At 66.3% G+C, this 12,039-nt stretch carries 9 protein-coding genes; 5 read left to right on the top strand and 4 right to left on the bottom strand.

Annotated features, from left to right (window positions below):
• Window positions 1-9 precede the first annotated feature (9 nt).
• From ML539_RS14730 to ML539_RS14720, 3 genes are read left to right on the top strand one after another with little or no spacing between them, the layout of a single operon-like run.
• Window positions 10-1,284: a nucleotide sugar dehydrogenase gene (locus ML539_RS14730; protein ID WP_243325115.1), complete on the top strand. Its 1,275-nt coding sequence runs from the start codon at window positions 10-12 to the stop codon at window positions 1,282-1,284.
• Window positions 1,284-2,315: an SDR family oxidoreductase gene (locus tag ML539_RS14725; protein WP_243325112.1), complete on the top strand. Its 1,032-nt coding sequence runs from the start codon at window positions 1,284-1,286 to the stop codon at window positions 2,313-2,315. The genes ML539_RS14730 and ML539_RS14725 overlap by 1 nt, the downstream gene beginning before the upstream one ends.
• On the top strand, window positions 2,315-3,448 hold the full coding sequence (locus tag ML539_RS14720) for a glycosyltransferase family 4 protein (protein ID WP_243325110.1): 1,134 nt from the start codon (window positions 2,315-2,317) through the stop codon (window positions 3,446-3,448). Before ML539_RS14725 ends, ML539_RS14720 begins: the two co-directional genes overlap by 1 nt.
• Window positions 3,449-3,546: 98 nt before the next feature.
• On the opposite strand, the gene ML539_RS14715 is transcribed toward ML539_RS14720, so the two are convergent.
• Entirely contained in the window at window positions 3,547-4,677 is a 1,131-nt protein-coding gene (locus tag ML539_RS14715; RefSeq protein ID WP_243325108.1) for a hypothetical protein, read from the bottom strand.
• A gap of 238 nt (window positions 4,678-4,915) precedes the next feature.
• Between ML539_RS14715 and ML539_RS14710 the strand changes: the two genes are divergently transcribed.
• Complete coding sequence (locus tag ML539_RS14710; protein WP_243325106.1) at window positions 4,916-6,037, top strand: acyl-CoA dehydrogenase family protein; 1,122 nt, start codon at window positions 4,916-4,918, stop codon at window positions 6,035-6,037.
• A complete protein-coding gene (locus tag ML539_RS14705) occupies window positions 6,034-7,896 on the top strand; it encodes an amino acid adenylation domain-containing protein (RefSeq protein WP_243325105.1) in 1,863 nt (620 codons plus the stop codon). The genes ML539_RS14710 and ML539_RS14705 overlap by 4 nt, the downstream gene beginning before the upstream one ends.
• Window positions 7,897-7,992: 96 nt before the next feature.
• Here ML539_RS14705 and ML539_RS14700 read toward each other — a convergent pair whose 3' ends face one another.
• From ML539_RS14700 to ML539_RS14690, 3 genes are read right to left on the bottom strand one after another with little or no spacing between them, the layout of a single operon-like run.
• Window positions 7,993-10,209 (bottom strand): polysaccharide biosynthesis tyrosine autokinase, encoded by a 2,217-nt coding sequence (locus ML539_RS14700; protein WP_243325103.1) that lies wholly within the window; start codon window positions 10,207-10,209, stop codon window positions 7,993-7,995.
• Complete coding sequence (locus tag ML539_RS14695) at window positions 10,206-10,685, bottom strand: hypothetical protein (protein ID WP_279341679.1); 480 nt, start codon at window positions 10,683-10,685, stop codon at window positions 10,206-10,208. The genes ML539_RS14700 and ML539_RS14695 overlap by 4 nt, the downstream gene beginning before the upstream one ends.
• Window positions 10,682-11,830, bottom strand: a complete 1,149-nt coding sequence (locus tag ML539_RS14690) for a polysaccharide biosynthesis/export family protein (protein ID WP_243325099.1) — start codon at window positions 11,828-11,830, stop codon at window positions 10,682-10,684. The genes ML539_RS14695 and ML539_RS14690 overlap by 4 nt, the downstream gene beginning before the upstream one ends.
• Between the last annotated feature and the right edge of the window lie 209 nt (window positions 11,831-12,039).

The raw sequence follows: 12,039 nt of genomic DNA, 5'->3' as shown, positions 1-12,039 counted from the left end.
TGGAGCATCATGCGCATCGCAGTCGTGGGTCTCGGATATGTCGGACTTCCCCTCGCATTGGAGCTGGCGAAGAAGTTCCCCGGCACAGTGGGGTTTGACATCCACGCCGAGAAGGTCGCGGAACTCAAGGGCGGCGTGGACCGCACCAAGGAGGCGGACCCGGCGGCCCTCCGCGGCACAACGCTGAAGATGACGGCGGACCCCGAGGACATGCGGGGCTGCGACTTCATCATCGTGGCCGTGCCCACGCCCATCGACGGCTGGAACCGCCCCGATCTCACGCCCATGCTCAAGGCCAGCGAGACCGTGGGCAAGGTGATCGGTCCGGGTGCCATCGTGGTGTACGAATCCACGGTCTTCCCCGGCGTGACGGAGGAGATCTGCGGCCCCGTGCTGGAGAAACACTCGGGGCTCAAGAGCGGCGTGGACTTCAAGCTGGGCTACTCGCCGGAGCGCATCAACCCAGGTGACAAGATCCACACCGTGGACCAGATCGTGAAGGTGGTGTCCGGCCAGGACGAGGCCTCCCTCCGGACCATCGCCGGCGTCTACGGGGCCGTCATCCGCGCGGGCATCCACCAGGCCAGCTCCATCAAGGTGGCCGAGACCGCCAAGGTCATCGAGAACACCCAGCGGGACATCAACATCGCGCTCATGAACGAACTGGCCATCATCTGCGAGAAGGTGGGCATCCGCACCGCGGAGGTGCTGGCCGCGGCCCGCACCAAGTGGAACTTCCTCCCCTTCAGCCCCGGCCTCGTGGGCGGCCACTGCATCGGCGTGGATCCCTACTACCTCACCACCAAGGCCGAGGAGCTGGGCTACCAGCCGCAGGTCATCCTCGCGGGCCGGCGCATCAACGACACCATGGGCGCCTACGTGGCCCAGAAGCTCGTGAAGCTGCTCATCCAGCAGCAGATCCCGGTGAAGACCGCGAAGGTCGGCATCCTCGGTCTCACCTTCAAGGAGAACGTGCACGACATCCGGAACAGCAAGGTGCCCGACATCGTCGAGGAGCTCCGCCAGTTCGGGGTCCATCCCCTGGTCCATGATCCACTGGCCGACCACGAGGCGACCCACGAGGAGTACGGGATCCACCTCTCACCCTTCGACACCTTCCATGACCTCGATGCCCTGGTCTTCGCCGTCAGCCACCAGGCCTTCCTCGACGGCGGGCCCGCCTCCCTCCGCGCCTGCCTCAAGCCGACTTCGGTGGTCGTGGACGTGAAGTCCTGCTTCCAGCCGTCGGACTTCCCCGACCCCATCTCCTACTGGAGCCTGTGATGAGCCTGTACCTGGCGCTCTGCGAGGACCTCCGGGCCCGCCCGAAGCGGTGGCTCGTGACCGGCGTGGCCGGGTTCATCGGCTCATCCGTCCTCCAGAAGCTCCTGGAGCTGGACCAGACCGTGGTCGGGCTCGACAACTTCTCCACGGGGAGGCCCTGGAACCTGGAGAACGTGCGCCAGGGGGTTTCCCCGGCTGCGTGGGCGCGGTTCACCTTCATCGAAGGCGACACCCGGGATCTGGATACCTGCCGGCAGGCCTGCGAAGGCAGCGAGGTCGTGCTCCACCAGGCCGCGCTCGGTTCCGTGCCCCGCTCCATCAAGGATCCCATTGCCAGCCACCAGTCCAACGTGGACGGCCTCCTGAACATGCTCGTGGCCGCCCGGGACGCCGGTGTCCGGCGGATGGCCTACGCCTCCTCCAGCTCCGTCTACGGGGATGATGCCGGGCTTCCGAAGGTCGAGGAACGCACCGGACACCCTCTGTCCCCCTACGCCCTCACCAAGGTCATCGGCGAGCAGTACGCGGCCATCTTCGCCCGGACCTACGGGTTCAAGACCCTCGGCTTCCGCTACTTCAACGTCTTCGGTCCCCGCCAGAATCCCAACGGGCCCTACGCGGCGGTCATGCCCAAGTGGCTCCAGGCCCTGGCCGACGGGGAGACCTGCACCATTCACGGCGATGGCGACACCAGCCGGGACTTCTGCTTCGTGGCCAACGCCGTCCAGGCCAACCTCCTGGCCAGCGTGGCCCCCGAGAGCGCCCTGGGCGAAGTCTTCAACGTCTCCTACGGCGGCACCACGTCCCTGACGAACCTCTACTGGATGATCGTGGAGCGCCTCGCCGCCGTGCATCCCGGGTTCGAGCGGCGCGACCCCCTGTACGGCCCGCCCCGCGAGGGCGACATCCGGCATTCCCAGGCGGACCTCTCCAAGATCCGGGCCCACCTGGGCTACGAGCCCACCCACTCGGTGGCCCAGGGGCTGGATGAGCTGGTCCCCTGGTTCTCGGCCCAAGCGGCCCGGCTCTGATGCGGATCGGAGTGCTGGGAGGCGAGGCGAGGGACCTGGTGAACTTCCGCGGCCACCTCATCTCGGAGATGGCCCGGGCGGGGCATGAGGTCTACGGCATCGCCCCCGGCGGCACCGCCGGGATCCAGGCGAGCCTGGCGGCGCTCGGCGCCACCTACGTTCCCATCACCCTCGACCGCACAGGCCTGAACCCCCTCCGGGACCTGGCCAGCCTCGTCCGCCTGCGGAACCTGTTCCGCCACCTGCGCCTCGAGGCCCTCCTGGCCTATGAGGTGAAGGCCGTGGCCTTCGGGACGCTGGCCGCCCGCCAGGCGGGGGTCCACCAGCGCTTTGCCATGATCACCGGCCGGGGAACCACCCTCCAGGGCACCCCCACGGGACTCCGCGACCAGGCGGTCCGGCGCCTGGTGAAGGCCTTCTACCGCCGGGCCCTCCGCCAATGCCGGGGGGTCCTCTTCCAGAACGAGGACGACCTGGCCTTCTTCCGGAACGAAGGGATGCTGCCGGAGGGCCACCCCTGGCGGATCATCAACGGCTCCGGCGTGGACCTGGACCACTATGTCCAGTCGCCGCTCCCCCCTGGCTCCGTGACCTTCCTCTTCGTGGGACGGCTGCTGCGGGACAAGGGCCTGAACGAGTACGTCCAGGCCTGCCGGACCCTCTCGGACCGGCACCTGGGCGCACGCTTCCAGATCCTGGGTCCCCTGGACAGCAATCCGAACGCGATCAAGGCGGGGCAGGTGGAGGCCTGGACCCGCGAAGGCATCGTGGAGTACCTCGGCGAGACCGGGGATGTCCGCCCGGCCCTGGCCGCCGCCCATGTCCTGGTGCTGCCTTCCTACGGGGAGGGGACGCCCCGATCCGTGCTCGAGGCCATGTCCATGGGGCGGGCCGTCGTCACCACGGACGCCCCCGGATGCCGGGCCACCGTGCGGAATGGAAGCAACGGCTTCCTCGTTCCGGTGCGGAACAGCGACGCGCTCGCCGAGGCCATGGCGAAGCTGGCCATGGACCGGGGCTTGATCGCCCGCTTCGGGGCTGAGGGCCGGCGGATCGCCGAGGAGACCTACGACGTCCGCCGGGTGACAGCGGACATCCTGGCGTTCATGGAACTGGCCCCCAGCCACCCATAACGCGTCCGGAGCCTCTGGTCCTTCCCGCCACCCGGCGGTTGCTGGTTCGCACCCCTCACCCGAGACCCGCGGAGGGATCCGAGACTTGATCGTCCAGTCTAGAGATGCACAGGTCCATCACCGTCGCCGCGATTGAGGTGGAAGCCTGCGGCGCTCTCCTCAAGGGGTTGAAGCAGGGCAGCCAGCTTGGGGGACATGAAAAACGGGAAGTTCGAGGGGCCTTCCAGGAAGCCCGTGGTCCGCAACGCCAGGCACCAGGCCTGGCTGGCCTGGTTCGAGATGACCAGGTCAGATCCGCCATCTTCGAGGACCTTCCTGGAGCAGGCGACGACATCCCGGGCATCGGCGGGCTTGGCGAGGCAATCGACCAGGGTGCCCACCCGCATGTCGCCAAATTGCTTGTGCCCGGACATCTGGGTATTGAGCAATACCGCCCAGCCCACGATCTGCCGGTCCCGCATGACCTTCAGGCGTATGAACCGTGGGTTGGTGGCTGGGTACAGGGCATTCAAGATGCGGTGATCGCGCACCGCGATCAGTGAATAGTCGTTTTTACAGCTGTCCCAGACGGCATCGGCCCATTCAGAGAACCCGGGAACAATCTCGCAGGACACATCCGCCGAGGGACGATGGCCGCGTCTCAGGCCGAAGAGCGTCTTGATGCCCAGCCAGCCCAGGCCACTGGACCTGAGGACATCGAAGACGATCCGCCGAAGGCGGGTGTTCCGCAATATGATGATGTTGCGCAGAAATGCATTGGGATGAATGACCCTGAACCAGAACGGGACCGGGGTCGTCTGCCATCCGGCTGAAAGCAGGAATTTCGCCATGGGAATGTGGAGGCCTCCAATGCCCAGCCCCCACATGTGAGGATGCCTGCGAAGGGCATCCCAGTACAATTTCGCCCCGATCATGGCGTAGGTTCGGTCGGCAATGCCTTCGGAGATCGGGTTCTGGTAATCCTGCATGACCAGATATTCCCCCTTCAGCAGAAAGGGCTGATGTTTCAAGCCGTAACCGCCGTGCATGCCTCCTTGTTCATCGACAGCCACGAAATATTCCTGGTACAGATCGAATCCTTCCCGCCTGGGAAGCCACTTGGGAACATGAGATTCCGTGAAATGAAAGGTATACAGGTTGGAGTCGAGGTTCGCCGCGGCGAGTCGTGTGTTGAACGCCCGCACGGCCTCTTCGTGTGCAGCCGTATAGGGGGTGATTTCAATGTGCATGCCACACCTGATGGTTTGAAGGAATGAGTTGATTCCGGGGGTGAATTCACCGGGTGGCTGTTCCGGAGCGGAGGCGGCATCTCGAAAGATCAGGAAGGGGGCCCGCAGGTCATGGGCTCCCGGTGATGCCCACCGACAGTCGACAAGCTTGTAGCAATCCGTTGTCGAACATGATATGACCTTTATTCTTCTGAGGCGATCCCATTCGATGACAGCACTCGGTTACGAGTCCCCGTGGATGACCGACGATACACGGATCTTCCGGCGGACGGTCCGGCACTTCGTCGAGCACGACCTCGCCCCGCACCAGGCCCTCTGGGCGGCGCAGGGCCGCCCGGATTCCGGCGCGTGGATCAAAGCCGGCCAGGCGGGATTGCTGCTGCCAGACGTGCCTGAAGCCTACGGCGGGGGCGGCGGGACTTTCGCGCATGAAGCCGTCGTCGTGGAGGAGTTGGCCCGTGCGGGGATTCCGTTCGGCGCCGGGGTCCAGAGCATCGTGGCCCACTACATTCTGGCCTATGGCAGCGAGGCGCAGAAACGGGCATGGCTCCCCCGCCTAGCCAGCGGAACCCTCGTTGGTGCGATCGGGATGACGGAACCCGACTCTGGGTCCGATCTGGCGTCCCTCAGGACCCTCGCCCGCCGGGAGGGCGATGACTATGTCATCGACGGTTCCAAGACCTTCATCACCAATGGATGGCATGCGGGTCTCGTGTGTCTCGCCGTGCGGACGGACCCCAAGGCCACCGGCATGAGGGCGCTGTCCTTGCTGGTCGTCGAGACCGAAAACCTGCCTGGCTACCGGATTGGCCAGATCCTGCAAAAAGTCGGTCGGCACCCTCTGGACACGTGCGAGCTGTTCTTCGACGGGGTGCGGGTCCCCGCCAGGAACCTGCTCGGCGCCGGCGAAGGCCGCGGACTGCTGCAGCTCATGGAGCAGCTCACCTACGAGCGGCTGTCGATCGGCCTCGCCGCCGTCGCCTCCGCGGAAAGCGCGGTGGAGATGACGACCCGCTACGCGAAGGAGCGGCGGATTTACGGCAACCCGCTCATCGACTTGCAGAACACGCGGTTCAAGCTGGCGGAGTGCAAGACCGAGGCGCACGTCGGGCGCGTATTCGTGGACAACTGCATCCAGCAGCACATCGCCGGTCGGCTGGACCCGGTGAGCGCGGCGATGGCCAAGTACTGGCTGACCGACTGCCAATGCCGGGTCATCGACGAGTGCGTCCAGCTCCATGGGGGATACGGGTACATGGAGGAATACCCGATCGCGCGCATGTGGCGCGATAGCCGGGCACAGCGGATTTATGGCGGCACCAATGAGGTCATGAAAGAAATCGTGGGGCGGTCCTTATGACAATCAGCGATACGCGCGCCGAATTCCCACCTGTATGCACACACGAGCTGTTCGAGCGCCAGGTGGCCCGGACCCCCGACGCCGTCGCCCTCTCATTCGGAACGCGACAGGTCAGCTACCGGGAATTGAATGAGCGCGCGAACAAGGTGGCGCACCACCTCCGCGAACGCGGCGTGGGTCCGAACGTGCTCGTGGGCGTCTGTCTTGAGCGCTCCCCGGAGATGGTCGTGGCGTTGCTGGGGGTGTGGAAGGCAGGAGGCGCCTATGTCCCTCTGGATCCGACCTACCCACCGGAGCGGCTGTCGTTCATGATCGGCGATGCCGGAACGCGGTGGCTGCTGACCGAGGAGAAGTGCCGTCCGGTGCTCGGCTCTCTGAGCGCCGAGGCGATCTACCTGGACAGCGGCTGGCCGCTGCTCGAACACCAAGCCCACGACAATCCTGCGCCGGTCGCCCATCCGTCCCATCTGGCCTATGTCATGTACACCTCTGGATCGACCGGCCGACCCAAAGGGGCGATGATCGTCCACAGCGGCCTGGTCAATTATTTGTGGTGGGCGATTCAGGCCTATGCCGTCGGGCCCGGCCACAGGGTTCCGGTTCATTCCTCCGTGTCGTTCGACCTCACGGTGACCAGCCTGTACACCCCGCTGATGGCGGGCGGCACGGTCGAGCTCCTGCCGGAGGATGCCGGCGCGCAGAACCTGGTGGCGGCGTTGCAGCGAACCGGGGGGCACGGTCTCGTCAAGATCACGCCGTCGCACCTGGAGCTGCTGAGCAAGCAGGTCAACCCGATCCATGTGCCGGGCATGGCGAGGGTCTTCGTGGTCGGGGGCGAGAATCTGTTGGCCGAAAGCCTCCAGCTCTGGCGCGATCTGGCGCCTGACACGCGGATCATCAACGAATACGGCCCCACCGAGACGGTCGTCGGTTGCTGTGTCCACGAAGTGCGGCCAGAGGATCCGACCAGCGGACCCGTGCCCATCGGGCGGCCGATCGCGAACACCTCCCTGTATGTGCTCGATCCCAGCCTTCGGCCGGTTCCGCCCGGCGAGATGGGCGAGCTCTACATTGGTGGCGCCGGCGTGGCACGCGGTTACCTGAACCGGCCGGAGCTCACGGCCGAGCGTTTCCTGCCCGATCCCTTCAGCGACGTTCCAGGCGCCACCATGTACAAGACGGGAGACCTCTCAAGGTACCGGGCGGATGGAATCCTGGAATACCTGGGTCGGATCGACGATCAGGTGAAAATCCGCGGCTACCGGGTCGAGCTTGGCGAGATCGAAGCGGCCCTCGCGGCACAACCGAAGGTCTGGTCTTGCGCGGTCCTCGCGCGCGAGGACGAATCCGGGGCCAAGCAACTCCTCGCCTATGTGGTCGCACGCGATGACGCTAGGCCGGATGCCGGGGAGTTGCGGTCGTTCCTCAAGGAGCGGATTCCGGGATACATGGTTCCGGCCCATTTCGTCTTCATGGACGCCCTCCCGCTCACGCCAAACGGAAAGGTCGACCGGAAAGCCCTGCCGCCCTGGACCGGCGAGACCGCTGGCGCCGAAAAGGGCGGAAAGCCCCGCACCCAGACCGAGCAGGCCCTCGCGGCGATATGGTGCGATCTGCTGAAGCGGGATTCGGTCGGCGTGGACGATGACTTCTTCGACCTGGGGGGCGACTCGATGAGTGGCATTGGACTGCTCATCCAGATCAAGAGCACGTTTGGCGTGGACCTCGAGCTCGCGGGTCTGTTCGACCATCTTCGGCTATCCACCCTCGCCACGGCCATCGATACCCTAGCGCTCGAGAAGATCCCATCAGGCTCGGGAGATGGGTCATCTGAACGGGAACCTTCGAATTACCCGTAGCGCCCTGGACCATGCGACCTGGTTCACGGAGAATGCCCGCCGCATGGCGCGGCCCGTGCGGCCCCGGCCGGCGCGTGACGGCCCCGTCGGGGTTCGTCACTCGTACCGGTAGTGGTAGGCGTACCGGTAGTGCGTGTAGTTCCCCACGACGCCGAGAGGCTCGACATCGTTGAAGACGCACCCCATCAACGGAAGATCCGCGCGATCGAGCTGGGTGAGGCAGGCCCGCAACTCGTCGAGGGAGTGGGCACCGTACTTCACCACGAGCAGGACGCCGTCGACCTTGGCCCCAATGAGGAGGGAGTCGGTGACCGCCAACACGGGCGGGGCGTCCAGAATCACGCAATCGTAGGCCTTCGAGGCCTGGGCCAGGAACGTGTCGAAGGCCTGCGTCATCAGCAGCTCGGACGGGTTCATGGGGATGGAGCCGGACATCATGAGGGAGAGCCTTGGCACGGGCGTCTTGTGGACCACCGTCTCCCATTCCGCCATCCCGGCCAGGACGTCCGACAGCCCGCCTGTCCGGTCCTTCGACCAGAAGTGCCGGTGCAGCGACCCCTTCCGGAGGTCGGCGTCCACCACCAGCACCCGGCTTCCGGACCGGGCCAGCACCGCGGCGAGGTTCCCCGCCACGAAGGATTTCCCGATGTTCGGCGAGGGCCCGGTCACCATGATCGTCCTCACGGCCGCGTGCTTCCTGGAGAAATGGAGGCTGGTGCGAAGGCTGCGGAGGCTCTCCGTGGCGAGGTCGTCCGGGTTGAGGGTCGCCAGCAGGTGCAGGCCGTCCTCGCCGTTCCGGATGGCCTGGCTGTGGGCCTCCTGGGCCTTGCTGTGGGGGATGGTCACCAGCACCGGCAGCCCGAGCTTGGATTCGAGGAGGCGATGATCCTCGATGCGCGGATTGAGGGCCTTGCGGAGGATGGCGAGGCCGATGCCGACCAGGAGGCCGAGGAAGGTGAACAGGCCCATGAGCAGCGTCTTCCGGGGCGCCACGGGCTTGGGATCCGCCGTGGCGGAATCCACCACCGTGATGCCTCCCACCTCGCCCGCACTGGCGATCCGGAGCTGCTGGATGTTGTTCAGGATCGCGGTGTAGAGCTCCGTGTTGACCGCCACCTCGCGGGACAGGCGCACCACTTCCTGCTGGGCCCCCGGCAGGGTGCGGACCTTCGATTCGATCCGCCCATTCTCGGCTCTGAGCTGGGCGATCTGCTTGTCGAGGGTGGCCACCACGTCGGCGTCCTCCCGATAGGTCCGAAGGAGCTCCTGGCGCCTCTGCTGAAGGGAGGACATCTGCGTCTTGAGGTTGGCGCTCTGCTGGAGGTAGGAGTCCGCCTCGCGGGCGAGATCCACGGATCCGGTCCGGGTCCGGAACTGGTTGAGCCGGTTCTCCGACTCGTCCAGCTTGGCCTTCACTTGGGGCAGCTGCTCCTTGAGGATCTCCAGGGTCTTCATGGTCGTGGAGTTCTTCCCCTCGACCTTGTGGTGGATGTACTGGTCGATGATCTCGTTCAGGATCTTCGCGCCGAGAGCCGGATTGGTGCTGGTGAGGGTCAGCCCCAGCACGTTCGTGAGCTTGCCCTTTTCCGCCACGTCGAGGTTGGCGCGAAGCGAGGCGATCCCGTCGGTCACCGAGCTCCGCTCGACCGTGAAGACCTGCCCGGGCTTGGCCTGCATGTAGCGGACGACCAGCTTGAGGGGTTCCCCCACGTAGGACACGGACAGAGGCTGGCCCACCTCGCCCTTGCCCAGGGGGGCGCCCTTCGGGGAATCCAACTGGAAGGCCCCGCCCCCCAGGGCGCGGAGGCTGAACACCGTCCCGCGCAGATCGTCCGGCACCTCGAACGACTCCAGGTCGACCTTGGGCGCCTCCGGGTTCCCGCGGTTCAGGGCGGCGCCGAAGACGGGGAACAGCTTCGGGCGGGCGCGAAGATCGAGGCTGAGCGCCTCCACCGTCCGGCCCAGCACCAGGTTGCTCTGGAGGATCTCGACCTCGCTCGGCGTATCCGAGGGCGCCGAGAGCAGGCCCTCCATCTTCGCGAAGGCCGGGTCCGACGGGCCCGTCCGCTTGGCCTGGACCTGCAGCAGGGCCTGGACCTGGTAGACCGGGGCCGCCTGCCAGACGTACAGGCCACCCAGCCCGACGAACACGACGAGCGCCGCGAGGATGAGGTGCTTCCCCTCCCAGAGGTTGGCAAGCCACTCGGTGAGCCCGATCTCCTCCGGCTCGTGAAACCGCTTCAAGGGGCGGGGGCGGGGTTCCTCCGGATCCAGCCGGGAGGGTCGAATGCCGGTGGCGAGGGGGCTGTTCATGCAGACCTCTGCTCGTGTGCCAAGCGGGGCAGCCAGTCTGACACGGATAGGTGGATGTTCTCGAAGGCTGTGCGGAAGGCCTCAGCCCCCTGGCGGAAGGGATCTGGAATCTCCCGGGCCCCCTCCGGGCGCCAGTGCCCGAGGAGGAAGATCCGACCCAGGAGGCTGGGGGTCGTCGCCTCGCACCAGGCTTTCTGGGGAAGATCCATCACCAGGACGAGATCGGCCGCCAGGAGCAGTTCCTCGGTCAGCTGCCGGCCCGCGTGCCCGGAGACGTCCAGGCCGGCCTCCGCCATCAACCGGGACACCTCGGGATCCACCGGGAGGCCCTCCAGGGCGTTCAGCCCTGCGGACGCCACCTGGATGCCGGGAGGCAGGGCTGCGCGCAGCATCGCCTCGGCCATGGGGCCTCGGCAGTGGTTGCCTTCACAAATGACGAGGATGCGGTGAATGGCGGGGGTACAGCCAGTCTTCATGGTCTTGAGTTCGACGAGGAGCCCAGGTACTTGGCGCTGACGGCAGTCTGCAGCAGGCCGCTGTAGGCCGGCAGGACGAGATTCACGACCTGGCCCCAGCGCACCACCGTGCCCTTGTCCACGTAGACGATGTCCCGGGGCCGCAGCGGGAACCGGTCTGCGAGGATCATGGCTGTCGGGTTGCGGGCGTCGAGGTGGAAGACATCCACGGCATTGAGCGAGGAGCCCTGGCGGATCACGTAGATGCACCTGGGGTCCGCGGTCTGCCCCTGGATGCCGCCGGAGTCCTGGATGGCCTTCGCCAGCGAGAGCTGGCCGTGGACCAGGGGCGTCGTCCCGGGCCGCAGAAGCTCGCCCATCATGTAGATGGGGGCGTCGTTCAGGTGCGGAACCTGGAGTGAATCGCCGTTCTGCAGCAGGATCTGACCCACCCGGTTGCCCTGGGAAAGCAGGGCCTGGAAATTCAGGGTCCAGGTCTTCTGGCCCCGCGAGAGGAGAATGCGGCTGTCGTCGGCCGTCGGCAGGAGCCCGCCGGCGCGGTTCAGGGCCTCGGTCAGGGAGAGCGGCACATCGTTCACGGGATAGACGCCCGGGTTCCGGACCTCCCCGCCCAGATAGACCTTCTGCGACCGGTAGGCGATCACCTTCACGTCCACTTGCGGATTCTGCAGCACCTTGTTCAGAAGCGCGGCGAGCTTGTCCCGGACCTGGCCCACGGAAAGTCCCGCGACATGGAACTTACCGACGTAGGGGAAGAACAGATCGCCGTGCTCGTCCACCACGGTGCCGGCGGCGGTGTCCTGCCGGTACTGGCCCAGGGGCAGGGTGATCTCGGGGTGGTCCCAAACGGTGACCAGCAGGATGTCCTGGGGGCCGACCAGGTAGACCGGAGGATTCTGTGCGAGCAGGCCCTCCAGTGAGAACGTCTCGCCGGCCGGCCGCTCCTGGGCCTGGACGGTCGTGAGGTTCAGCGGCTGCAGGGAGACCGTCAGCCCGTCGACCCGGGTGGTTTCCGGCCGGGAGGGCTGCTCCCGCAGCTTCATGCCCGGCGCCCTGCACGCGCCGAGCAGCAGGACCGCGCCAAGGGCGGCCCCCAAGGCGACCGTCCGGGCGGCCCCCGGAGCGGCTTTGGCCCGGGGACGCATCCCCATCTCTCGGCCTGGAACCGCGGATTGGCGCGGCGCGGAGAGTGCAGAACCGGGGGTTTGAATCCGAGCACTAGACGGGTCTTGTGGACACACGGCAGTCTCCGAGAGGAGCTGATAGATATATCGCTATTTACCACAAGCCCGCAAGGAAAATCAGCATGCTTGCGCAAGCTTGTGGATGATATGGTTCCCGTCCGGAGACCCTC

Origin of the sequence: Geothrix sp. SG200 (assembly GCF_022808935.1) — a bacterium.
Taxonomy (GTDB): Bacteria; Acidobacteriota; Holophagae; order Holophagales; family Holophagaceae; genus Geothrix; species Geothrix alkalitolerans.
This window is presented reverse-complemented; position numbering and strand designations above follow the sequence as displayed.

Excerpts from the sequence above, each read along its gene's own strand:
- ML539_RS14705 (WP_243325105.1), top strand. The coding sequence starts at position 6,034 with ATGACAATCAGCGATACGCGCGCCGAATTCCCACCTGTATGCACACAC.
- ML539_RS14730 (WP_243325115.1), top strand. The coding sequence starts at position 10 with ATGCGCATCGCAGTCGTGGGTCTCGGATATGTCGGACTTCCCCTCGCA.
- ML539_RS14695 (WP_279341679.1), bottom strand. The coding sequence starts at position 10,685 with ATGAAGACTGGCTGTACCCCCGCCATTCACCGCATCCTCGTCATTTGT.
- ML539_RS14720 (WP_243325110.1), top strand. The coding sequence starts at position 2,315 with ATGCGGATCGGAGTGCTGGGAGGCGAGGCGAGGGACCTGGTGAACTTC.
- ML539_RS14690 (WP_243325099.1), bottom strand. The coding sequence starts at position 11,830 with ATGCGTCCCCGGGCCAAAGCCGCTCCGGGGGCCGCCCGGACGGTCGCC.
- ML539_RS14710 (WP_243325106.1), top strand. The coding sequence starts at position 4,916 with ATGACCGACGATACACGGATCTTCCGGCGGACGGTCCGGCACTTCGTC.
- ML539_RS14725 (WP_243325112.1), top strand. The coding sequence starts at position 1,284 with ATGAGCCTGTACCTGGCGCTCTGCGAGGACCTCCGGGCCCGCCCGAAG.
- ML539_RS14700 (WP_243325103.1), bottom strand. The coding sequence starts at position 10,209 with ATGAACAGCCCCCTCGCCACCGGCATTCGACCCTCCCGGCTGGATCCG.
- ML539_RS14715 (WP_243325108.1), bottom strand. The coding sequence starts at position 4,677 with ATGCACATTGAAATCACCCCCTATACGGCTGCACACGAAGAGGCCGTG.